This window comes from Thiobacillus sp. (genome assembly GCF_024708915.1).
Window position 1 is genome coordinate 1 of the sequence record NZ_JANJXQ010000073.1, and the last position, 23553, is coordinate 23553.

Here is a 23553-nt window from a genome sequence, read left to right on the forward strand (position 1 = left end):
TCGACCAGATCCTGGCGCGGCCCGCCCTGCTTGTGGACGAGCTCCTCCACCAGCCGCATCTTGGCGAGCAGCGCCTGCACCTGCGCGAGGCTGGTTTCCAGGTTGTCCTGCGACTGGTTTTCGAGGTTTTCGGTCATGGGGCGGATGTCAAAAAGCCCCGCGATTGTAACGCGCCCTACGCGAGTGGTCGCGGCGACTTGCCGGCACGGACGCTATTTGAAAAACCCGAAGCGCGAAATGCTGGATTTCAGGGCCATTGAGCGTGGCGTGATGAGGGACGCGCGGGAATATTTTGGCTCTTCCAGACACCCGACGGGAAGCCCCTGCCGCGCCCATCTCCTTGTCGCTCGACTTGCCTGAAATGAAAACAGAGGACATCCTCGAAGGCGGTTTGGGAGACGACCTGCTGGCGAGTGGTGCCGGCAGCGACACCATCTACGGCGGCGCCGGGCGCGACATGATCCTCAGCGCCACCGGCTTCAACCTGCAACCGCAGCGCAACCGAGACAACGACGGCGTACTCGACGACTGGGCGCCGCTTGCAGGGGCGGGGGCGGTGCGGACCAGCAGGCGGCTGTGGGGCATCTATGCCGACAATCAGGGCAGCGAGACCATCGAGGGCGGCGGGCCGGAAAGCCAGGACCGCGCGGGGGGGGCGCGGAAGACGGCGACGACAAGGTGATTGGCGGCCTGGGCGACGACTACATCGACGGCGGGCCGGAACGCCAGGACAGCGCGCCCAATATCTCGATTTGCCCGCTGGGTAAACTAAATAAATTAAAAATCATAATCTTACGCGCGCCTACAATTAAAGTTGTATATCGAGCGTGCGCACAGTCTGTCAGGCTCCGAACTGATGCTTTCGCGGCCGAAGACACTTCAGAAAAATCGGGCAATACGAACGTGAAAAGGGGAGACATGAAATTGAGTAGATGGGCACGTCTTAAAGCATTGGTTTTCAATAATTAGCAATAATTCAGGAAACAGTTGGCCGTTTCCAAGTTGCCCGAAAGCAGCTGCGTATTCCAGTGAAAACCGCCACTCATTCTGATTCAAACCCGCCACCCGTTCCAATTGAAACCCGCCACTTGGACGGGTGGCTGTGGCGAATGCACGACCTGTCACCTGTCGCCCATGAATCATCAGCAATTTAATAATTGCGTAACGTGCTGGGGTGTCTTGTGGCAACGAATTCAGTCAAATACAAGAATAATTTACTGTGTAAACAGTTGGTTATGTCCAACTACAACTAAAGTTGTATAGACAGGCGGCAAGCCAGCAAGTCACAGTCCGGGAACACCCGTGCGCAACACTCGGGATCAATAAACAGGGGGAGTCATTTTGTGCAATCACATGACCGCATGGAGAGCCATGCGGGTCGGACAACTGTGGGTTGTGATGCGATCTTTGCCGAGCGCTTTAACGTGAGTGCCAAGCGTGCAGACCTACCAGATATTTCCTCCGCTTATCCAGCGCCTGCCCCGCTCATCACCGGCAATGAGGCTGCCATCGACATGGACTGAAACGTGCAGCCTGAGATTTACGATTGCGTGATTTACCTCGGGGAAAATTACGATGCCGCACACGACAAAAATCATGAAGAAGACGACAGAACAATGCAGAACAATGATCAGCAGACATCCTTTCACCAGCAAGGTATGAAACAAAGGGGGGCGTCCCTGAGTCCTCGGGCAGCGTCGCTTTTTTCCTGGATGAATCTGCGCGTCGTCGGGATGCCATTCCACAATTTTTGTTGTTCCTTTTGCGTGGCCGCGCTTTCCTTACCCTTATTGACTGGATGCAACATGAATGACCCGATGATTCAAGAGATGGACGGTGCGTATGCTGTTAAGGAAAGCAACGAAGATGTCACGCGCGTAGTGCAGAAATATTTTCCTCCGGGAATGCAGATGGAAGACGCATTCAAGCTCCTGCATCAGCTTAAAGAACAGGGGTTCGAAATAGGCGAGTACCGACATGAAGGTGTTCGCAAGTGGCCGGAAGGGGGAGAGTTACTCATATATCGTGACGAAGCATCCAAACGTGCTTACCAACCGCCTGGATCAATGGTTGATTACACAGCTCGAAAGCGCTACGAGCACCGTCTGTTTGTTTTTGAGAAGCATGCCTTTATCACTATTCGAACAGACGGCGAGAAGATAATTTCCACTGAAGGGCGTATCTGGCCTCAGACGAATGTGCCGTAATTCTTTTTACCGAATTGAGAATGCCGGACAAAGGATTTAGACGCGCTTTAGAGTGCTTTGCGATCAATAAATAGGGGGGTGGTAAATGACTGAATCAATCAGAGTCGGGTACAAGCCTGTTGGGGAGAATAACCTTGGGATCTACCACAAGTACCTTGTGTACACGAATAGTGCCGGTCAGGAATCATATATAGGAATTTATCCCCAAAACTACACCCTCTCAGAATATGTTGGTGCCGGTGCCTCATTCGGCAAAATCGACTATGAAACTGGCGTCTATGACCAAAATTCGCGGGATTGGGATCCTTCTCGTGATCCATCAAGCACTGCCACCCCCCATCCCAGTGAAACCATCAAAACAGGCGACAACCTGTCTTCAGAATGGCAGAGCATCCAAGACACCGTGGGTGACATCTATACAAGAGGTATTGATTATGGCCCGACAAACACTAACTCCAACGCGGGTATTGACGAAGCTCTGCGGGGCGCAGGTCTACCTCCAGCATCACAGGACGGCCCATCGGGTAACTGGGCACCCGGCTCAGATTTTGATTTGCCGGGTGGCGATGTCGCTCCAGGCGGAAAGAGTTTTGGCGAGGAACTGGGCGACTGGTTGTGGGGCAAATTAGGCCTGGATGATTTGTCCGACGCCATCTCCGACCTCTTCAAAGGCGCCCAACGCTTCTTCCCTCGTTACGACCCCCTCACCCTCGACCTCGACGGCGACGGCCTCGAAACCGTCGGCTTCGACCCCAGCCGTCCCGTCTACTTCGACCACGACCTCAACGGCACCAAAGAAGGCACCGGCTGGGTCGCCCCCGACGATGGTTTCCTGGTTCTGGACCGCAACGGCAACGGCGTCATCGACAACGGCGCCGAACTCTTCGGTGACCACACCCCGCTTGCCGGTGGCGGCACTGCCGCCGACGGCTTTGCCGCATTGGTGCAGGAAGACACCAACACCGACGGCAAAGTTGATGCGTTGGACGCCCGCTTCGCCGATCTTCGCGTCTGGCGCGATCTGAATCAGGACGGCATCAGCCAAGCCGGCGAACTCACCGCCCTGACCGACGCCAGCATTGCCGCCATCAACGTCGCCAAGACCGCCAACAGTCAGGCCCTTGCCAACGGCAACCAGATCGCTGACCTCGGCACCTATATCAAAACCGACGGCAGCACCGGTGGCCTGGGCGAGACCCACGGTCTCGCCGACATCAACCTTGCTGCCGACACCTTCCACCGGCAGTTCACCACCACCATTCCGCCCACCCCTGAAACCGCTGCCTTGCCCGACATGCGCGGCAGCGGTGCGGTACGCGATCTGCGCGAAGCCGCCACCCAGTCGGGCACCCTGCAAACCCTGCTCACGCAATACAGCGCCGCCCCCACCCGCGACAGCCAGCTGGCGCTCATCGATTCGATGCTCGACGCCTGGGCCGACACCAGCGGCTATGCCGAAACCCTCGATACACGGGCCGGTACCCGCTACATCGTCCGCTACGACTCATTCGGCAATATCACCCGCTCTGCGCATCTGGTCAGCGGAGCCGCGCCCGCGGGCGGCCTCACCGCCGACGTGGACAACCCCCAGCTCGACGCCGCCTACCGCGACACCATCGCGCAATGGAACCAGCGCATCCACATCCTCGAAGCCTTCAACGGACGGCACTTCTTCAACCTGCCCAGTGAGGCGCAGGCGGGCGGCGGGGCGGTGATGGGGATGAACTTCAGCACCGCCACCACAGGCGGCATAGCGGGGGTCACGCTTGGCACGCTGGCTATCAACTACACACAGGCTCAGCTCGATCTGTTGAGCCAGTCGTACGACGCGCTCAGGGAATCGATTTATGATGCGCTGATCATGCAAACCCGTTTCAAATCCCTGCTCGATAGTATCGACCTCATCTCCACGCCCAATGGCGTTGTGCTCGATTTCAGCGTTGCGCAGCAAGCCCTGCAGAACGCCATCGCGGCCAACGCCGCCAACGGCATCAGCGACCTGATCGAATTTAACCACTACGGACAGAGTACTTTGGCAGGCCTGGGCTGGACCGGCTGGTCGATGCTGGAAAACGCCATCCGCACCACCCCGGTCACGCCCGAACTGCAAGCCGTGTACGACACCTTCGGCGTCAAGATCGACGGCACCGCCGGGTTCTCCAGCAGCGGCACGGACAAGGCTGACATCCTCGTGGGCGGCGCGGCGGCCAACACGCTCTATGGCAACAACGGCAACGATGCGCTCTATGGCGGCGACGGCAACGACGGCCTCTACGGCGGCAATGGCGACGACGTGCTGGCGGGCGGCGCGGGCAACGACAGCCTGAACGGCGGTGCGGGCAACGACCTCTATCTGTTTGGACGTGGCGCCGGGCAGGACAGCATCAACTACGCTTACGACAACACGGCGGGTCGCGTCGATACGGTGCAGATGAGCGCCGATGTCGCCTCCACCGATGTCACCCTCACGCGCAGCGGTAGCGATCTGGTGATCGCCATCAACGGCACCACCGACAGGCTCACCGTGGGCGGCTATTTCTATGGCGACGGCGCCGGTGGTTACCAGATCGACTCGCTGGGCTTTGCCGACGGCACCAACTGGACGGTGGCCGACATCAACCGCATCGTGTTGCAAGCCACGGCGGGCAACGACACGCGCCAGGGCTATGCGTCGGCGGATACGCTGGACGGGCTGGATGGCAACGACACGCTCTATGGTGGCGGCGGCAACGATACGCTGATCGGTGGCCTCGGCAACGACACGCTTCAGGGCGACGGCGGCGCGGATACCTACCGATTCGGCCGGGGCGGCGGCAGCGACACCATCAACAACTACGAATACCTGGCGGCGGGCGCAGCGAATCCGGTGGATGCGATCGTGTTCGATGCGGGCATCGCGCCTGCCGACATCGTGGTGACGCGCAATTGGTATGGCGACCTCACGCTCGGCATCAGCGGCACGACAGACAAGCTCGTCGTTACCGGCTATTTCCAGAACGATGCTGCCACCAGCTATGCGGTGGAAGAAATCCGCTTTGCGGATGGCACGGTGTGGACGATAGACGCCGTGAAGGCGCTGGCGCTGGTCGCCAATGAAGCGGGCTCTACCTTGTATGGCTTTACGTCGGACGACGTGATTACGGGGGCGGCGGGTAACGACATCATTTATGCCCGTGAAGGCAACGACACGGTGGACGGCAACGATGGCAACGATGGCCTCTACGGCGAAGCCGGAAACGACACCCTGCGCGGCGGTGCGGGACGTGACTATCTTGTCGGCGGCGATGGCAACGACACGCTCGACGGCGGCGTGGGCGACGATCAGCTCACCGGCGATGTCGGCGCGGATACCTATGTGTTCGCGCGCGGATACGGCAAGGACTCGATCAACAACTACGAATATATCGCCAACGGTGCAAGCAATCCGGTCGATACCATCGCCTTCGCTGCGGGGATTGCACCGGCGGATATCGAGGCGCGCCGCTCGGCGTGGAACGAACTGGTGCTCACGATCCGGGGCACAACGGATACGCTGACCGTTTCGCAGTATTTCCAGAACGACGCGACTACGCCTTATGCGGTGGAGCAGATTACGTTTTCCGATGGCACGGTCTGGGATGTCGCCACGGTCAAGGCGCGCGTGCTGGACGCTACCGATGGTGCCGACGTGTTTACCGGCTACGCCACCGACGACACGCTGGCCGGCGCGGGCGGCAACGATACGCTGAGCGGCGCGGGCGGCAACGACGTGCTCAATGGCGACGACGGCAACGATGTGCTGAACGGCGGCAACGGGTTCGACACGCTGCGTGGTGGAGCCGGTGCCGATACGTTATATGGCGGTAACGGCGACGACATCATGCAGGGCGGTGATGGCACCGATTACCTGCTTGGAGAACAAGGCAACGACACGCTGGAAGGCGGGCTGGGCAACGACGTGCTGAACGGCGGCGAAGGCGACGATACCTACGTGTTCGGCTATGGCGACGGCACCGATACCGTGCTGGAACAGGGCTATTTCCCCAACGGCGCGGGCAACGACACCATTAGCATGAGAGCGGGCGTGCTGGCCGCCGATGTGAAGATCAGCCGTGCCGGCAACGACGTCATCCTCGCGCTGCCGGGACAGATCGTGGGCGAGTATTACATCTACGACAGCCTGCGCCTGCAAAGTGTGCTTGATAACGACGGCGATAACGTGCAGAAGATCGAACGCGTGGTCTTCAACGATGGCACGATCTGGACGCTGGAAGACATCAAGACCCGTCTGATGGGGGGCACCGAAGGCAATGACATCCTGTACGGATTCGCCACGCCGGATTCGATCAGCGGCAACGGCGGCGACGATCTCCTGTTCGGGCTGGCGGGTGCCGATACGCTGCTCGGAGGCGCGGGTAACGACACCCTCGATGGCGGCGACGGTGACGACTTCATCGACGGCGGCGCGGGTAACGACACCCTCAAAGGCGGCGCGGGACAGAATTTGTATCTGCTCGACACGGGCTCCGGCCAGGACAATGTGATTCGCAATCCCTTCGACGGTCTGGCGGCGACCGATATCGTGCTGGTCCCGGAAGCCATCGGCCTCGACAACGTTGAGTTCATCCGCGAAGGCGCGGACGTGCTGTTCCGTATCAAGGGCAGCACGGACAGCATCCGCTTCAACGGCATCATGGCCAACGACGGCGTGTTCGCATCCTACAGCTTCGGCTTCCGGACGGTGAACGGCACAACCACGCTGGATTTGAATGCGCTGAAACTGGCCATGCTCAATGGTGGGACGGGCAACGACACCCTGACCGGCTATGCGACCGACGATGCGATGACCGGCGGTGCGGGCGACGATACGCTCGATGGCGTGGCGGGCAACGACACGCTGGCGGGCGGCGACGGCAACGACAAGCTCTACGGGGGGGCAGGCGACGACACCTTGACGGGTGGATTGGGGAATGACGTGCTCGACGGCGGCGCCGGTGCGGACAATCTGGCAGGCGGCCTGGGCGACGATACCTATGTCGTCGATAGCGCGGGCGATAGGGTGACCGAAGCCGCAGGCGAAGGGATCGACACGGTCGTCAGCACAGTCGATTTCACGCTCGGCGCCACCGTCGAGAATCTGTTCCTGTCGGGAAGCGCGGCGATCAACGGTACCGGCAACGCGGGTGCCAATCTTCTGGTCGGTAACGTCGCGGCGAATGTACTTTCGGGCGGCCTGGGCAACGACGAACTGGACGGCGGAGCCGGGTCGGACACGCTGCGGGGCGGCTCGGGCGATGATCTCTACCGCGTGGACAACACCAGCGACATCGTCGAGGAAAACCTGGGCGAAGGCGTTGATACAGTTCGCGCAAGCGCCAGCTTCACCCTGTCGGCCAATATCGAGAATCTTGTGCTCGAAAACACGGGCGGTTATATCGACGGCACGGGCAACGCGGAATCGAACCACATCACCGGTAACATCTACGGCAACCGCCTGGATGGCGGCGGGGGTGCGGATATCCTGGAAGGCGGCGACGGCGACGATACCTACGTGATCGATAGCGCGTCGGATCAAATTGTGGAAGGGGTGTCTGGCGGTTACGACACGGTGGAAAGCGCCATTACCTACACGCTGGCCAATACGCTGGAAAATCTCACCCTGACCGGCACCGCCAACCTCGACGCCACGGGCAACGATGGCGCCAACCAGATCAACGGCAACAGCGGCAACAACCGGATCGACGGCGGGCTGGGTGCGGACACCATGGCAGGCGGCGAAGGCAACGACCTGTATATCGCCAATGAACAGGGCGACAGCATCAACGAGTCCTTCGGCCAGGGCATCGATACCATCGAGCGCGGCTACGACACGCTCTATATCCTGGAAAGCGATGTCGAGAATCTGGTGCTGACGGGGGATGTCGTCCACGGCAACGGCAACGACCTCGACAACGTCATCACCGGCAACGCCGCCAACAATACCCTGCTTGGACTGGGCGGCAACGACACGCTCATAGGCGGTGCGGGCGACGATGCGCTGTTCGGCAGCGAAGGCGCGGACACGCTGATCGGCGGCGCGGGCGACGATTACTACGAGATCGACGATGCCGGTGATGTCATCGTCGAAAACCTCAACGAGGGCGACGACTTCGTGCGCAGCACCGTCAGCTTCACGCTGGGCGACAACCTGGAGCGCCTGGCGGTGGATGGCTTTGATGACCTGACCGTAACTGGAAACTCACTCAACAATGGCCTGTGGGGCAACCTCGGCAACAACATCCTCACCGGCGGCACCGGTAACGACTACTTGTTCGGTGATGCGGGCGACGATGTGTACGTATACAACCGGGGCGATGGTCAGGACTCCATCGACAACACCGACCTGCTGGGTGCCACCGATACGCTCCGCTTTGGGGCGGGCATTGCCGATACTGATGTGCTGGCTTTCCAGTACGGCACCAGCATGTTCCTCAAGATCAAGGGCACGAGCGATCAAGTCGGCTTTATCAATTACTACGGGGCCAACACGGTCAACGGCAGCGAGGTTTCCGATCACAAAATCGACCGCGTGGAATTTGCCAATGGTGCAGTGTGGGACCAAGCCATGATCCAGACCGTGGTGGACCGCGCCAATAACAATAGTGCGCCGACGATCAACAGCTATCTGCCCACTCTGCAGGCCCGTGCCGACTCCACGTTCAGTTACACGGTGGAAGCCAACACGATTACCGACCCCGACCCGTGGGATTCGATCACTTACAGCGCGACCATGTCGAATGGTGCAGCCTTGCCATCCTGGCTCTCCTTCGATTCGGTCACGCGTACATTCAGCGGTACCCCGACTGTGGGTAATGTCGGGTCACTGCAATTCGTGCTGTGGGGCACGGACAACTATAACTACTCGGCAGGACAATACGTCAATCTGAATGTCGGCTCCCCCAACCGAGCCCCCATCCTCTCCACTGCGTTACCTGACCAGACAGCGCCCCAAGGCGGTGTCTTCAGCTATACCGTCGCGTCCAACGCATTCACCGATCCCGATGCGGGCGACACGCTCGCTTACAGTGCCACTCTGGCGGATGGCAGCGCATTGCCGTCATGGCTCAGTTTCAACGCCACGACTCGTACCTTCAGCGGCACCCCCAGCACCTTGGGCGCGATCAGCGTGCGCGTGACCGCGAAGGACACCGGCAACCTGACGGTATCGGACACTTTCGACATCACCGTCAGCGTGCAGAACCTGACGCTTAATGGCACCTCAGGCGTGGACACGCTCAATGGTGGCGACGGCAACGACACCTTGAACGGCCTGGCGGGCAACGACACCCTCAACGGTGGGGCCGGCAACGACCGCCTCGATGGCGGCACCGGCAACGACACCCTGCGAGGCGGAACGGGCGACGACACCTACATCGTCGACAGCACCACCGACGTCGTCACCGAAAACCTCAACGAGGGTCTCGACACCGTGCAGGCCAGCGTGACCACCACCCTGGCCGCCAACGTCGAGAGTCTTATCTTGACCGGCACCACCGCCATCAACGGCACCGGCAACGCGCTCGACAACGTGCTCACCGGCAACAGTGCCAACAACACCCTGACCGGCGGCGCGGGCAACGACCGGCTCGATGGCGGAACCGGCAACGACACCATGCTGGGCGGTGCCGGAAACGACACCTATGTCGTCAACGTGTCCACTGACATCGTGACCGAGAACGCCAACGAGGGCACCGACACCGTCGAGTCCAGCGTCACCCTGACGCTCGCCAACAACGTCGAGAACCTCGTCCTCACCGGCACGTCGGCGATCAGCGGCACCGGCAATACGCTTGCCAACGTTCTCACCGGCAACAGCGCCAACAACACGCTGTCCGGTGGCACGGGTGCCGATACGATGATCGGCGGCGCGGGCAACGATACCTATGTCGTCGATAACGCCCTCGATGCCATCACCGAGAACCTCAACGAAGGCACCGACCTGGTTCAATCCAGTGTCACTTACACGCTCGCCAACAACGTTGAAAACCTCACGCTCACTGGTACCACTGCCATCAACGGCACCGGCAATGCGCTGGATAACACCCTCACCGGCAACAGCGCCAACAACACCCTGACCGGCGGCGCTGGTAACGACCGCCTCGACGGCGGAACCGGCAACGACACCATGATCGGCGGCACCGGCAACGACACCTATGTCGTCAACGTCGCCACCGACATCGTCACCGAGAACGCCAACGAGGGCACCGACACCGTCGAATCCAGCGTGACCCTGACTCTGGGCAACAACGTTGAGAACCTCACGCTCACCGGCACCACTGCCATCAACGGCACTGGCAACACGCTGGACAACGTCCTCATCGGCAACAGCGCGGTGAACACGCTGACCGGTGGAGCGGGCAATGACCGCCTCGACGGCAAGGCGGGGGCAGACAAGATGTTCGGCGGTACCGGCGACGACACCTATGTCGTCGACATCAGTACAGATGCCATTACCGAGAACGCCAACGAAGGCATCGACACCGTCGAGACCGGCCTGACCTACACCCTGGGCACCAACCTGGAGAATCTCACCCTCACTGGCACCAGTGCGGTCAACGGCACCGGCAACACCCTCAACAACGTTCTCAAGGGCAACAGCGGCGTCAACAGCCTTTCCGGCTTGGCCGGCAACGACACCCTGGAAGGCCTGGGCGGCGCCGACACCCTCACCGGTGGCACCGGTAACGACACCTACGTCCTGGGTCGCGGCTACGCTGCCGACACCGTCGTCGAGAACGACGCCACCGCAGGCAACACCGACATCGCCCAGTTCCTGACGGGTGTGGCGGCCGATCAGATCTGGTTCCAGAAGGTCGGCAACAACCTGGAGACCAGCATCATCGGCACCAGCGACAAGCTGGTGATCAAGGACTGGTACCTAGGCAATGCGTATCACGTCGAACAGTTCAAGACCACCGACGGCGGCAAGACTCTGACCGACAGCAACGTGCAGAACCTGGTCAATGCCATGGCCAGCTTTGCGCCACCTGCTGCCGGTCAGACCACCTTGCCGACCAACTACCAGAGCAGCCTGGCACCGGTGATCGCGGCCAACTGGCAGTAATAATAATGAAGCGGGCCGCGCCTCGTGGGTTTGAAGCGCGGTGAACGAACAACCTGATTTGTAAAGACACACGCCCTGACACGTTTAAGTGTCAGGGCGTGTGCGTGTGTACTGCCATGAATGACACTATCGAGTCCTCGCAACCATCCAGCCCGCCGGTGCTCGACACCGGCCTTGCCTGCCTGGTTATGCTCGCGCGCTTCCACCAGATAGCAGTTGATCCCGAACAGCTCGCGCATCAATTCAAGGTGTCGGGTGAGCCCTTTGCACGCCCCGACATCCTCCTTGCATCCAAGCAGCTGGGGTTGCAGGCCAAGGTCGTCAAGACGACGATTGACCGCCTCGACCGTACCCCACTGCCCGCCATAGCCGTGGACAACGATGGCGGCTACTTCATCCTCGCCCGCTTCGATGCCGACAAGGCGCTGATCCACGACCCCAAGGCCGAGCGGCCCCAGATCGTATCGCGCGATGAGCTGCTCGCCAGATGGAGTGGCGAACTCATCCTCTTCACCTCGCGTGCCTCGCTGATCGGCGAGATGGCCAAGTTCGACTTCTCCTGGTTCATCCCCGCCGTCGTCAAATACCGCAAGCTGCTCGGTGAAGTGCTGCTGGTGTCGTTCGTGCTGAACCTGTTTGCCCTCGTCACACCGCTGTTCTTCCAGGTGGTGATGGACAAGGTGCTGGTGCACCGGGGGCTGACCACGCTGGACGTCATCGCCGTCGGCCTGTTGGTGGTGTCGATCTTCGAAGTGATGCTCTCGGGCTTGCGCAGCTACGTGTTCGCCCACACCACCAGCCGCATCGACGTTGAATTGGGCGCGCGGCTGTTCCGCCATCTGCTGCACCTGCCGCTGGGCTACTTTCAGGCGCGCCGCGTAGGCGATTCGGTGGCGCGTGTGAGGGAGCTGGAGAACATCCGCGCCTTCCTCACCGGCAATTCGATCACCGTGGTGCTCGACGTGCTGTTCTCTGCTGTGTTCATTGCCGTGATGCTGTTCTACAGCGGCTGGCTCACGCTGGTGGTGCTGGCGTCCCTTCCGCTGTATTTCGTCATTGCCCTCTTGGTCACGCCGCTGTTGCGTGCGCGGCTGCACGAGAAATTCAACCGCGGCGCCGAGAATCAGGCCTTTCTGGTCGAAACCGTGTCCGGCATCGACACCCTCAAAAGTATGGCGGTGGAGCCGCAGATGCAGCGCCGCTGGGATGCCCAACTGGCAAGCTATGTGTCGGCCGGATTCAAGTCGGCGATCGTTTCCACCCTGGCGCACGAGAGCACCAACCTCATCGGCAAGCTCGTCACCGTCGGCACCCTGTGGCTGGGTGCCAAGCTGGTGATCGAAGGCCAACTCACCGTCGGCCAGCTCATCGCCTTCAACATGCTGGCCGCCCGGGTGGCCCAGCCCATCATGCGGCTGGCGCAACTCTGGACCGACTTTCAGCAGACCGGCATTTCGGTGCAACGCCTGGGCGACATCCTCAACGCGCCCACCGAAGCGGCCGGCGACAAGAGCAGCCTGCCGCCGATCACCGGACGCATCACCTTCGACCAGGTGCAGTTCCGCTACCGGCCCGATACCCCCGAAGTGCTCAAAGGCATCACCCTCGACATTGCGCCCGGCGAAGTCATCGGCATCGTCGGCCGCTCGGGTTCTGGCAAGAGCACGCTGACCAAGCTGATTCAACGCCTGTATGTGCCGGAACGCGGCCGAGTTCTGATCGACGGCATGGATTTGACCTTGGTCGACGCATCCAGCCTGCGTCGCCAAATCGGCGTCGTGCTACAAGAGAACGTGCTGTTCAACCGCACCCTCAGAGAGAACATCGCCTTGGCTGACCCCGGCGCACCCTTGGAGCAGGTGATCCAGGCGGCCAAGCTGGCCGGCGCGCACGAATTCATTCTGGAGCTGCCCGAAGCCTACGACACCATGGTCGGCGAACACGGCTCAACCCTCTCGGGTGGCCAGCGGCAGCGCATTGCCATCGCCCGCGCCCTGATGAGCGAGCCGCGCATCCTGATCTTCGACGAGGCCACCAGCGCGCTGGATTACGAATCCGAACGCATCATCCAGAACAACATGCAGGCCATTTGCCAGGGCCGCACCGTCATCGTCATCGCACATCGCCTGTCTGCGGTGCGCCATGCGAACCGCATCCTGGTGATGGATCATGGGCAAATCGTCGAGGCCGGCACGCACGCGGAATTGCTGGGACACGAGGCAGGGCATTACTCCCGCCTGCATCGGCTGCAAGCGGGATGAGGGGATCAGGTGGGTGTGTGGGTTTTGAGCCAGTCCTTGAGCGCGGCGTCGAGCCGGGTCTGCCAGCCATCGCCGGTGGCGCGAAACGACTCCACCACCTCGGGTGAGAGGCGGATGGTGACCCGTTCCTTGAGGGGCGTCTTCTGCGGACCACGGGTACGGCGCGCCAGCGTATTGCGCAGCGATTCTGGCAGGGCAGAAAACGGAACGGCGCGCTTGAAGTCTTCAGCCGTCCACTCGGGGTTCTCGTCATCGATCAAATCAGGTTTTGGCTTGCGATTCATAATGGGCTACCTCGCGGTTGTTGGCCTTGCGAAAGCTGATGACCCGAATGCCATCGGGTATCTCGACGAACACCATCGCATGCAAGCGTTCATCCAGATAACCCAAAGCCCGGATGCGTGTCTCGCCGTAATCCCGCCGGTCATCAATGGTGTAGATCGCGGTATCGAAATTGAATTCTTGCGCACGCTCGAAAGACAGGTCGCGCTCGTGGATGTTCCGGACGTTCTTGGCCGTATCGTATTCGATACGCATACTCAAATTGTATGTACATAATAAGTTGGAGGCAAGCTGTAAACCTATGAAACGCCAAGCCCTCGCCGATCTCTTCAAGCGCTACGCCAGAATCTTCCGCCACGCCTGGTCGCAGCGCAAAGAGACCGACGCCCCTGCGCTGCAAGCCCACGAAGCCCAGTTCCTGCCCGCCGCGCTGGCCTTGCGCGACACGCCGGTCCACCCCGCGCCGCGCATCACACTCTGGCTCCTCATGGCGTTTGCCCTGATTGCGCTGCTGTGGGCCACCTTTGGCCGCATCGATGTGGTCGCCACCGCCGTTGGCAAGATCATCCCCAACGACCGTACCAAGCTCATCCAGCCAATGGAAACCGCCGTGGTCAAGGCCATCCATGTGCGCGACGGGCAAGCGGTCACGCCGGGGCAGGTGCTGATCGAGCTCGATGCCACCACTGCCGCTGCCGACAGCGAACGGTTGCGCAACGAAGCCCTGACTGCGCGACTGGAGGCGTTGCGCGCAGAAGCCCTGCTGGCGGCATTGGCTGGCGGCAGGGCACCCCGGCTGAAACCGCTGGAAGGTGCCGATGCGGGCCGCCTGCTTGCCGAGCAAAGCCAGGCATCCGGCCAATACCAGGAATACCAGGCCCGCCAGCTGCAATTGCAGGCCGAGATTGCTCGCCGCCGGGCCGAGCTCCAGGCGACACTGGACCAGGTCGTCAAGCTCGAACAAACCGCGCCGATCGCCCGCCAGCGCGCGCAGGACTACCAGAAACTGGTCAAGGAGAACTTCATTTCCCAGCATGGCTATCTGGAACGCGAACAGGCACGCATCGAGCAGGAACAGGATCTGGCCAGCAGCCGCTCCAAAGTCGCGGAAATCCGCGCCGCCCTGATGGAAGCGCAACAGCAGCAAGCCACGCTTACTGCCGAGACGCGGCGGCAACTGCTGGATCAGCACAATCTGGCCGCACAGAAGGCCGCTTCGCTGGAACAGGAATTGATCAAGGCCGACCAGCGCGGCCGCCTGATGCACATGACCGCGCCGGTGGCGGGTACGGTGCAGCAACTCGCCGTGCATACCGTGGGGGGTGTCGTCACGCCCGCCCAGCCCTTGATGGTGATCGTGCCCAAGGACAACGTACTCGAAGTCGAGGCCATGCTGCCCAACAAGGACATCGGCTTTGTGAATCCCGGGCAGGATGCCGAAGTGAAAGTGGAGACCTTCCCCTTCACCAAGTACGGCACCCTGCACGGCACCATCACCCAGGTGTCATCGGATGCTATCCAGGACGAGAAGCTGGGGCTGATCTATTCGACGCGGGTGAAGCTTGCCAGGGACACGCTGCGTGTGGAGAACAAGACGGTGCGGCTAACACCCGGTATGGCGGTGACGGTCGAGGTCAAGACCGGTAAGCGGCGGGTGATCGAGTATTTCCTGAGCCCGCTGATGCAGGTGACGAGCGAGAGCTTGCGGGAGCGCTGAGGAAGGTCTCTAGCGCGGCACCTGCGCGTAGCCCATGTAGCGGCTGATGGCAGCGACGCGGCGCTGATAGGCGCGCGAGCTGCGATGGTTCTCGTACCAGCGCGGATTAGGCACCATGGCGGCCATGCGGGCGGCCTGGTCGCGGTTGAGGTTGGCGGCGGAGGTCTTGTAGTAGCGGCGGGCGGCGGCTTCGGCGCCGTAGATGCCGTTGCCCCATTCGATGACGTTCAGATACACCTCGAGGATGCGGCGCTTGCTCCAGGTGGCTTCGATCATCAGGGTGATGACGGCTTCCTGGCCCTTGCGGATGAAGCTGCGTTCGCCGGAGAGGAACAGATTCTTGGCGAGCTGCTGGCTGATGGTGGAGCCGCCGGCGACGAGGCGGCCTTTCTTCAGGTTCTTTTCGACTGCTTTCTGGATGCCTTCGACGTCGAAGCCCTCGTGTTCGATGAATTTGGCGTCCTCGGCGGCGACGATGGCGCGCTTCAGGTGGATGGATATGCGCTCGTAGGGCACCCACTGGTGGCGCAGCCCGGCGTCGGGGTTCTTGTCCTGCTGGCGCGCCAGGCCGGCTTGCATGAACGCGGTGGAGGTGGGGTTGTGATCGATCCACCACAGCACGTGGGCGAAGATCCACAACTGATACAGCAGCACCAGCGCGATCGCCGCAACGATGCCCTTGCCGAGCCAGCGCAATGCGGTGCGGATCACGTGCGCAGCCCCCGCAGGGGGGGCGCCGCCAGACTCTCGCCTTCCAGGCGGTCTTGGCGCAGGTTCGCGATGACGGGCGCGGTGTCGGGCCGCACGCCGCGCCACAGGTAAAACGCTTCGGCCGCCTGCTCCACCAGCATGCCGAGGCCGTCGGCGGTCGCTGCGCCGTGCGCGCGGGCGAAGCCGAGGAAAGGGGTGTCGCGCCCGTACATCATGTCGTAGGCCAGCGCGCCCGCGGCGAACACGCGCGGCGACAGCGGCGGCAGCTCACCGGCGAGGCTGGCGGCGGTGGCGTTGATGATGAGGTCGAACGGGGCGTCGAGGCCGTCGAAGCCGCAGGCGGCGACGCCGCGGCCGAACAGTCCGGCGAGTTCCTGTGCCCGGCTGATGGTGCGGTTGGCGATGACGAGCGCGGCGGGCGCCTGCTCCAGCAGCGGTTCGATCACGCCGCGCGCCGCGCCGCCGGCACCGAGCAGCAGGATGCGCTTGCCGGCGAGCGCGCAATGCAGGTTGCGGGTGAGATCGGCCATCAGTCCGGCGCCGTCGGTGTTGTCGCCGCGGATGCCGCCGCCATCGAACGTCAGCGTGTTCACCGCGCCGGCACGTTCGGCGCGCGGGCTGAGGCGGTTTGCCAGGGCAAACGCCTGTTCCTTGAACGGCACCGTAACGTTGGCGCCGCGCCCGCCCGCTGCCACGAACTGCGCCACGCTGTCGGCAAAGCCGTCCTTCGGCGCGAGGATCGCCTCGTACGTCATGTCCTGCCCGGTTTGACGGGCAAACGCGGCGTGGATCAGCGGGGATTTGGAATGGGCAATCGGGTGCCCGAATACGGCGTAACGGTCGGTCATGGCGGCCGTATTCTAACTGTTGATGCGCGCATTGCCTCCTGCCGCGGTGCCGGCGATCAGGCTTGCGCCCAGGGCAGATCGCGCCGTTTCCAGCCGTTCAATTCGTTGCGGTGGCCGGTGGCCTTGTTGAGGTCGCCCTCGAAGCCTTCCAGCACGTTGTAGCAATGATTGCGGCCGGCTTCGGTGCAGGCGGCGGCCGCCCGGTGCGACCGCACGCCGGTGCGGCAGATGAATATCAGCAGGGATTCCGGGTCGGTGGCCTGCGCCAGCTGAACCAGAAAATGGGGGTTGGAAACCCAGCCCGGCCAGGATTGCCACTCGACGTGCAGCGCCTCGGGAATGACTCCGTTCAGTTCGAGCTCGGCCCGCGAACGCACGTCGATCAGACGTGCCCCCGGCGCACGCTGCCACAATTCATGCGCTTCGTGCGGCAACAGGGCGCCGGCGAAAGGCCAGGCATGGGTTTGACTGCGGCTGTGGGCGGCTTCGAGCAGGTCGGTGATGTGTCCCATGACGGACTCCTTTTTTATTGCTTCAGTATATGAAAGCCGGTGCCCGATGCAATTCGCACCAATATGGTGCTCTACAGGATGGTTGTGCGCTTTTGTGGTGCATGAATCCCGGCGGATGCTGCACTATCCTGCTGCGTAGGCCTTATGGCACAATGGTTCGACCCTGATTTTTCGCATGGCACGGTTGCTGCTAACAGTCTTCCGTGTGGCGTTTTGATGTAGCCGGTCCCGGCGGACGCAACGCCGTCATTCAACCCATTTCAGTTTGAGGAGTTCAGCATGGCCGTGGCCAATGTGATCAAGATGATTCAGGACAACGAAGTGAAATTCGTTGACTTGCGTTTTACCGATACCCGCGGCAAGGAACAGCATGTTTCCATTCCCTCGCGATTCGTCACCGAAGAATGGTTCGAGGATGGCCATCCCTTCGATGGCTCGTCGATCGCCGGCTGGAAAGGTATTCAGGCGTCCGACATGCTGCTGAAGGCCGACCCGGATACGGCCTATATGGATCCCTTCTTCGACGAGCCCACCCTGATCCTGACCTGCGACGTGATCGAGCCGTCCGACGGCAAGGGCTACGAGCGCGACCCGCGTTCGGTGGCCCGGCGCGCCGAAGCGTATCTGAAGTCGACCGGTATCGCCGATACCGCCTACTTCGGCCCGGAACCCGAGTTCTTCATTTTCGATTCCATCACCTGGCACGACGGCCTGTCGGGCTGCGGCGTGAAAATCAATTCCGAGGAAGCGTCGTGGTCGTCCGCCGAGAAATTCGAGAACGGCAACACCGGCCACCGCCCCGGCATTAAGGGCGGCTATTTCCCGGTGCCCCCGGTCGACAGCCTGCAGGACATCCGCGCCGCCATGGTGCTGGCGCTGGAAGAAGCCGGCGTTCCGGTGGAAGTGTTCCATCACGAAGTGGCGACCGCCGGCCAATGCGAAATCGGCACCCAGTTCAGCACGCTGACCAAGCGCGCCGACTGGACGCAGATCCTGAAATACATCGTGCACAACGTCGCCCACGCCTACGGCAAGACCGCGACCTTCATGCCCAAGCCCATCGTCGGCGACAACGGCTCCGGCATGCACGTGCACATGTCGCTGTGGAAGGACGGCAAGAACCTGTTCGCCGGCAACGGCTATGCCGGCCTGTCGGAGCTGAGCCTGTACTACATCGGCGGCATCATCAAGCACGCCAAGGCGCTGAACGCGATCACCAACCCGTCGACCAACTCGTACAAGCGTCTGGTGCCCGGCTTCGAGGCCCCGGTGATGCTGGCCTATTCCGCGCGCAACCGCTCGGCCTCGATCCGCATCCCGATTTCCTCCAGCGAAAAGGCGCGCCGCATCGAAACCCGTTTCCCGGATCCCACCGCCAACCCGTACCTGTGCTTTGCTGCGCTGATGATGGCCGGCCTCGACGGCATCCAGAACAAGATCCACCCCGGCGATCCGTCGGACAAGGACTTGTACGACCTGCCGCCGGAAGAGGACGCGAAGGTACCGAAAGTCTGCCACAGCCTGGAAATGGCGCTGGACGAGCTCGACAAGGATCGCGAGTTCCTCACCCGCGGCGGCGTGTTCACCAACGACATGATCGACGCCTACATCGAATTGAAGATGCAGGAAGTCACCAAGTTCCGCATGACCACGCACCCGGTCGAGTTCGCGATGTACTACTCGCTGTAAGTTTTGCGCGTATCGCAAATAGGGGCGGCTTCGGCCGCCCCTTTTGCGTCGTCCGGCGGGACGGTCAAGATTGCCCGGTTGGGGCCGTTAACGAACGGGTACGTTACACTCGATCCTATGCAAACTGCCCGCTTGTTCTTTCTGTTGTGCCTGATCCCGGCTGCGCCCGCGCAGGCGGAAATCTACAAGTACATCGATGAAAACGGTCAGGTGACGTTTACCGATGTCTACAAGAAGGGCGCCAAGCGCATCGATCTGCCTGGTGCCCCGGCGCCGCTGCCGGCCGGCAGCAAAGCGCCCCGGCGCGCCTCCTACAATCCCAGCCCGGCGGATTTTCCGCGCATCGACGCGGGCACGCAGAAACGCCGCGACGACATCCGCCGCCAGGTGTTGCAGGACGAAATTTCCGGCGAACGCCGCAACGCCGACGAGGCGCGCCGCCAGTTGGCGCTGGGCGAACGCCTGCAGCCGGGCGAGCGCGTGACCGACGCCACCTACCTCAATCGCGTGAACAGGTTGCGCGCCAGCGTGCAGCAGCACGAACAGAATATCGCCTCGATCCAGCGCGAGCTTGCCAATCTGAAGTGAGCCGGCGCGGGGGCCGTGGCTGCAAAGAGCTAAAGCACCAACAGCCACGCTCCACTCGCAAGGAGTAGGCCGTGGCTGTAAAGGTGCTAAAGCACCAACAGCCACGCTCTGGCACAATCGGTGCTTCACTGTGCGTATGAGCGCGATGCCCCCGACCGTCCCCGACTTTTCCGGTCTCGACTGCCTGTCCACCGGCGCGCTGGTGCTGGATGCCGACGGCAGGATCGTGTATGTCAACCCGGCTGCCGAGACTCTGCTTGGCGTGTCGGGCGTGTTGCTGGCGGGCGATCATGTCGAGCGGGTGTTCGAGCGCAGCCCCGAACTGCTGGCGGCGATCCGGACCGCGCGCAGCGAACTGGAAACAGTGGTCGAATACGAGCTCGATGTGGCGGCGAGCGGCCATCCGCCGATCCGCCTCGGCTGCAGTATTTCGCCGCTGGATACGCCAGCGCATGCCGTATTGATCGAAATGCGCGCGGTCGATCCGCATCTGCGCATCGCCCGGCTGGAGCAGACGCGCCTGCAGCAGGAGGCCAACCGCGAATTGCTGCGCAACCTGGCGCACGAGATCAAGAACCCGCTCGGCGGCATACGCGGCGCGGCGCAATTGCTGGAACACGAACTGCCGCGCGAGTCCCTGCGCGAATACACGCAGGTCATCATCAAGGAATCCGACCGTTTGCAATCGCTGGCGGAGCGTTTGCTGACGCCGCACCGCATGCCCCGTTTTGGTGCGGTGAATATTCATGAGGTGCTGGAACGGGTGCGCAGCCTGATCCTGGCTGAAACGCCGAGCGTGGTCGTGCAGCGCGACTACGACATCAGCCTGCCGGAAATCCGCGCCGACGCCGAACAGCTGATCCAGGCCACGCTCAATATCGCGCGCAACGCCGTACAGGCAATGCACGGTAACGGGCATGGGCACGGTAACGGGCATGGGCACGGTAACGGGCATGGGCACGGTAACGGGCATGGGCACGGTAACGGGCATGGCCGGGGCGAGATCGTTTTCAAGACCCGGGTGGCGCGCCAGATTACGCTGGAGAGCCGGCGTTATCGCCTGGGCCTGCGCGTCGAGATCATCGACAATGGCCCCGGTGTGCCGGAGGATATCCGCGAGCAGATTTTCTATCCGCTGGTGTCGGGACGCGAAGGCGGCAGCGGTCTCGGGCTGGCGGTCGCGCAGACGCTGGTCGTGCAGAACCACGGCACCATCGACTGCGAAAGCCGGCCCGGCCATACCGTGTTTGCGATTTTTCTACCTTTTCCTGCCTGAATATCATGCCGAAGCGAACCTGTGTCTGGATCATCGACGACGACCGCTCCATCCGCTGGGTGCTGGAAAAAGCCCTGCTGCGCGAGGACATTCCGTGCATGACCTTCGGTTCGGCCAGCGATGCGCTGCGCGAACTGGAGCGCAGCCAGCCCAGCGCGGTATTGTCGGATATCCGCATGCCGGGGGTGTCCGGCCTGGAATTTCTGCAGGCGCTGAGAGAGCGGCTGCCCAAGGTGCCGGTCATCGTCATGACCGCGTATTCCGACCTCGACAGTGCGGTGGCGGCATTCCAGGGCGGCGCGTTCGAATACCTGCCGAAACCCTTCGATGTCGATCAGGCGCTCGACCTGGTGCGCCGCGCGCTGACGGAAAACGCCAGCCGCGACGTGCCCGCCAGCAGCGATGCGCCGGTGCCGGAAATCCTCGGCCAGGCCCCCGCCATGCAGGAGGTGTTCCGCGCCATCGGGCGGCTGTCGCAGTCGCATGCCACCGTGCTGATCACCGGCGAATCCGGCAGCGGCAAAGAACTGGTGGCGCACGCCTTGCACCGTCACAGCCCGCGCGCCAGCGGGCCGTTCATCGCCTTGAATACCGCCGCCATTCCCCGGGACTTGCTGGAGTCCGAACTGTTCGGCCACGAGCGCGGCGCCTTCACCGGCGCGGCGGCGCAGCGGCGCGGCCGCTTCGAACAGGCCGACGGCGGCACGCTGTTTCTGGACGAGATCGGCGACATGCCGGCCGAACTGCAAACCCGCCTGCTGCGCGTGCTGGCAGACGGCCAGTTTTACCGGGTCGGCGGGCATTCCCCGATCAAGGTCAATGTGCGGGTCATCGCCGCCACCCACCAGGATCTGGAAATGCGGGTGCGCGAGGGCCTGTTTCGCGAGGATCTGTTCCATCGCCTCAACGTGATTCGGCTGCGCCTGCCGCCGCTGCGCGAACGGCGCGAGGACATCCCGCTGCTGGTGCGGCATTTCATGCAGAAGAGCGCGCGCGAACTCGGGGTGGAGGTCAAGGGGGTGTCGGAAACCGCGCTCAAGACCCTGGTCAATCTGCCGTGGAGCGGCAACGTGCGCCAACTCGAAAACGTCAGCCATTACCTGACCGTGATGGCGCCCGGCCAGGTGGTCGAAGCGGGCGACCTGCCGGCCGATCTGATGCAGGGTATGGTCGCGCAGGCCGGCAGCGACTGGCTGCATGGGCTGGCTGCCGAGGCGGGCGCGCGACTGGCGCGCGGCGAAGCGGCGATTCTCGATGAACTCACTCAGGCTTACGAAAAAACGCTGATCGAAGTGGCGCTGCGCCATACCGGCGGGCGCCGCATCGAAGCCGCGCATCTGCTCGGCTGGGGGCGCAATACCCTGACGCGAAAGATCCACGAGCTGGGGATGGACGACGCAGCCGGGGCGGACGAAACCGGATGATTCGCCGGCTGCTGGCGTGTTCCGAGGCGATCGCCATGGCAGCACGCTTTCGCTGCGCCACGACGAAACGTCCAGTGCTGCGCAAGCGTTTGAAGCAACAAACTACTTGTTCTTGACGGTGTAGCGCAGCCAGACGCTGTCCCCCAATCCTTTCTCCACGCTTTTCAAGGCAAACTCGACTGGCGCTGTCTTGGGCAGAAAGCCGGATTGCTCGAACAGCGTCGGCGTACTGTTTTCGCCGTCGGCCAGCGGCGCGATGACGAGGCTCAACTCATCGACCACGCCGGCCTGAAGGAAGGACCAGTTGACGAACCCGCCGCCCGACAGCATCAGCGTCTCGATCCTGAACAAAGCCTTCAGCTTCTCGGCGGCGAGCTTGCAGTCGAGCTGGTTCTTGCCCGCGACGATGTAGGAGATTTCCATCCGGCGCAGGAAGGCCCGGTAGGCATTGCTCGCCTTTTCCGTCAGCACCTCGATGACGTGCGCGGCAGGCCGATCCTCGTACTTCAGGGTATTGCTCTCCCAGCCGATCCGACCCGACGCATCCACCGACACGTAGTACATCCCGGCGCCCTCGACGGCGACATAGTCGCCCTGCGGCACGGTGGGCGCGTTCTCGTCCAGCGCGGGTTTTTTGTAGAAGGTGAAGTTCTCGTCGGTGGTGACGCGGCCGCACAGCCAGGCTTGCGGCCGGTAGCTGGCATTGGTGCGCTCGTATTCCTGCGCCGGCCCCTTGATGGCTGCGGTATTCATGTACGGGCCGGTGATCTTGCCGTCCAGCGCGGTCATCATGTGACAGACGATGTAGGGTCGGTTCATGGTGAAATCTCTCCTGGGGTGCGTATCGGCCTGGCGCCCTTCAGAAACGTCTGCGTCGCGGCGGCCAGACCGATGCCGCTTGTGCCGCCGGTGACGACGGCAGGCTTTCCCGTCAGCAGCCTGTTCATTTCGTGCAC

Annotated in this window: 17 protein-coding genes; 9 read left to right on the plus strand and 8 right to left on the minus strand. The window is 62.2% G+C overall.

Annotated elements, in window-relative coordinates:
• Positions 1-361 precede the first annotated feature (361 nt).
• Positions 362-682, plus strand: a complete 321-nt coding sequence (locus Q0L94_RS05575; protein WP_296751002.1) for a hypothetical protein — start codon at positions 362-364, stop codon at positions 680-682.
• Between the two features lie 197 nt (positions 683-879).
• Here the strand turns inward: Q0L94_RS05575 and Q0L94_RS05580 are convergent, their stop codons facing one another.
• Complete coding sequence (locus Q0L94_RS05580; RefSeq protein WP_296751005.1) at positions 880-1188, minus strand: hypothetical protein; 309 nt, start codon at positions 1186-1188, stop codon at positions 880-882.
• A 338-nt stretch (positions 1189-1526) separates the two neighbouring features.
• Between Q0L94_RS05580 and Q0L94_RS05585 the strand changes: the two genes are divergently transcribed.
• From Q0L94_RS05585 to Q0L94_RS05595, 3 genes are all read left to right on the plus strand, one after another.
• Positions 1527-2207 (plus strand): hypothetical protein, encoded by a 681-nt coding sequence (locus tag Q0L94_RS05585; protein WP_296751007.1) that lies wholly within the window; start codon positions 1527-1529, stop codon positions 2205-2207.
• 640 nt (positions 2208-2847) lie between these two features.
• The gene (locus Q0L94_RS05590) at positions 2848-11289 is read left to right on the plus strand and encodes a calcium-binding protein (RefSeq protein ID WP_296751010.1); all 8442 of its coding nucleotides are present in this window, start codon (positions 2848-2850) and stop codon (positions 11287-11289) included.
• A 116-nt stretch (positions 11290-11405) separates the two neighbouring features.
• Positions 11406-13550, plus strand: coding sequence for a type I secretion system permease/ATPase (locus tag Q0L94_RS05595; protein WP_296751014.1), 2145 nt, complete (start codon positions 11406-11408; stop codon positions 13548-13550).
• 5 nt (positions 13551-13555) lie between these two features.
• On the opposite strand, the gene Q0L94_RS05600 is transcribed toward Q0L94_RS05595, so the two are convergent.
• Positions 13556-13834 (minus strand): BrnA antitoxin family protein, encoded by a 279-nt coding sequence (locus Q0L94_RS05600; RefSeq protein ID WP_296751017.1) that lies wholly within the window; start codon positions 13832-13834, stop codon positions 13556-13558.
• Positions 13812-14087 (minus strand): BrnT family toxin, encoded by a 276-nt coding sequence (locus Q0L94_RS05605; protein WP_296751020.1) that lies wholly within the window; start codon positions 14085-14087, stop codon positions 13812-13814. Before Q0L94_RS05605 ends, Q0L94_RS05600 begins: the two co-directional genes overlap by 23 nt.
• Before the next feature lie 46 nt (positions 14088-14133).
• Between Q0L94_RS05605 and Q0L94_RS05610 the strand changes: the two genes are divergently transcribed.
• Positions 14134-15549 carry an HlyD family type I secretion periplasmic adaptor subunit gene (locus Q0L94_RS05610; RefSeq protein WP_296751023.1) on the plus strand — a complete coding sequence of 472 codons (1416 nt, stop codon included), beginning with the start codon at positions 14134-14136 and terminating at the stop codon, positions 15547-15549.
• Positions 15550-15558: 9 nt separating this feature from the next.
• On the opposite strand, the gene mtgA is transcribed toward Q0L94_RS05610, so the two are convergent.
• The 3 genes from mtgA to Q0L94_RS05625 are packed head-to-tail and all read right to left on the minus strand — an operon-like array spanning position 15559 to position 17620.
• Complete coding sequence (gene mtgA / locus Q0L94_RS05615; protein ID WP_296751151.1) at positions 15559-16257, minus strand: monofunctional biosynthetic peptidoglycan transglycosylase; 699 nt, start codon at positions 16255-16257, stop codon at positions 15559-15561.
• Positions 16257-17108, minus strand: a complete 852-nt coding sequence (aroE, locus tag Q0L94_RS05620; protein ID WP_296751026.1) for a shikimate dehydrogenase — start codon at positions 17106-17108, stop codon at positions 16257-16259. The genes mtgA and aroE overlap by 1 nt, the downstream gene beginning before the upstream one ends.
• A gap of 56 nt (positions 17109-17164) precedes the next feature.
• On the minus strand, positions 17165-17620 hold the full coding sequence (locus tag Q0L94_RS05625) for a rhodanese-like domain-containing protein (protein ID WP_296751028.1): 456 nt from the start codon (positions 17618-17620) through the stop codon (positions 17165-17167).
• 279 nt (positions 17621-17899) lie between these two features.
• On the opposite strand from Q0L94_RS05625, the gene glnA reads away from it, so the two are divergent.
• The 4 genes from glnA to ntrC all read left to right on the plus strand — a co-directional run bounded on the left by glnA (position 17900) and on the right by ntrC (position 22597).
• On the plus strand, positions 17900-19309 hold the full coding sequence (glnA, locus tag Q0L94_RS05630) for a type I glutamate--ammonia ligase (RefSeq protein ID WP_296751031.1): 1410 nt from the start codon (positions 17900-17902) through the stop codon (positions 19307-19309).
• Between the two features lie 117 nt (positions 19310-19426).
• The gene (locus tag Q0L94_RS05635; RefSeq protein WP_296751034.1) at positions 19427-19897 is read left to right on the plus strand and encodes a DUF4124 domain-containing protein; all 471 of its coding nucleotides are present in this window, start codon (positions 19427-19429) and stop codon (positions 19895-19897) included.
• 136 nt (positions 19898-20033) lie between these two features.
• On the plus strand, positions 20034-21173 hold the full coding sequence (locus Q0L94_RS05640; protein ID WP_296751037.1) for a histidine kinase dimerization/phospho-acceptor domain-containing protein: 1140 nt from the start codon (positions 20034-20036) through the stop codon (positions 21171-21173).
• Positions 21174-21178: 5 nt separating this feature from the next.
• Positions 21179-22597 (plus strand): nitrogen regulation protein NR(I), encoded by a 1419-nt coding sequence (gene ntrC, locus Q0L94_RS05645; RefSeq protein ID WP_296751040.1) that lies wholly within the window; start codon positions 21179-21181, stop codon positions 22595-22597.
• Positions 22598-22699: 102 nt separating this feature from the next.
• On the opposite strand, the gene Q0L94_RS05650 is transcribed toward ntrC, so the two are convergent.
• Positions 22700-23416: a RibD family protein gene (locus tag Q0L94_RS05650; protein ID WP_296751042.1), complete on the minus strand. Its 717-nt coding sequence runs from the start codon at positions 23414-23416 to the stop codon at positions 22700-22702.
• The gene (locus tag Q0L94_RS05655) at positions 23413-23544 is read right to left on the minus strand and encodes a hypothetical protein (protein WP_296751045.1); all 132 of its coding nucleotides are present in this window, start codon (positions 23542-23544) and stop codon (positions 23413-23415) included. The genes Q0L94_RS05650 and Q0L94_RS05655 overlap by 4 nt, the downstream gene beginning before the upstream one ends.
• Positions 23545-23553 lie beyond the last annotated feature (9 nt).

Coding starts and splice junctions, on each gene's coding strand:
- Q0L94_RS05650 (WP_296751042.1), bottom strand. CDS start 23,416: ATGAACCGACCCTACATCGTCTGTCACATGATGACCGCGCTGGACGGC.
- Q0L94_RS05595 (WP_296751014.1), top strand. CDS start 11,406: ATGAATGACACTATCGAGTCCTCGCAACCATCCAGCCCGCCGGTGCTC.
- Q0L94_RS05600 (WP_296751017.1), bottom strand. CDS start 13,834: ATGAATCGCAAGCCAAAACCTGATTTGATCGATGACGAGAACCCCGAG.
- Q0L94_RS05640 (WP_296751037.1), top strand. CDS start 20,034: ATGAGCGCGATGCCCCCGACCGTCCCCGACTTTTCCGGTCTCGACTGC.
- Q0L94_RS05625 (WP_296751028.1), bottom strand. CDS start 17,620: ATGGGACACATCACCGACCTGCTCGAAGCCGCCCACAGCCGCAGTCAA.
- Q0L94_RS05610 (WP_296751023.1), top strand. CDS start 14,134: ATGAAACGCCAAGCCCTCGCCGATCTCTTCAAGCGCTACGCCAGAATC.
- Q0L94_RS05575 (WP_296751002.1), top strand. CDS start 362: ATGAAAACAGAGGACATCCTCGAAGGCGGTTTGGGAGACGACCTGCTG.
- Q0L94_RS05655 (WP_296751045.1), bottom strand. CDS start 23,544: ATGAACAGGCTGCTGACGGGAAAGCCTGCCGTCGTCACCGGCGGCACA.
- ntrC (WP_296751040.1), top strand. CDS start 21,179: ATGCCGAAGCGAACCTGTGTCTGGATCATCGACGACGACCGCTCCATC.
- Q0L94_RS05635 (WP_296751034.1), top strand. CDS start 19,427: ATGCAAACTGCCCGCTTGTTCTTTCTGTTGTGCCTGATCCCGGCTGCG.
- Q0L94_RS05605 (WP_296751020.1), bottom strand. CDS start 14,087: ATGCGTATCGAATACGATACGGCCAAGAACGTCCGGAACATCCACGAG.
- glnA (WP_296751031.1), top strand. CDS start 17,900: ATGGCCGTGGCCAATGTGATCAAGATGATTCAGGACAACGAAGTGAAA.
- aroE (WP_296751026.1), bottom strand. CDS start 17,108: ATGACCGACCGTTACGCCGTATTCGGGCACCCGATTGCCCATTCCAAA.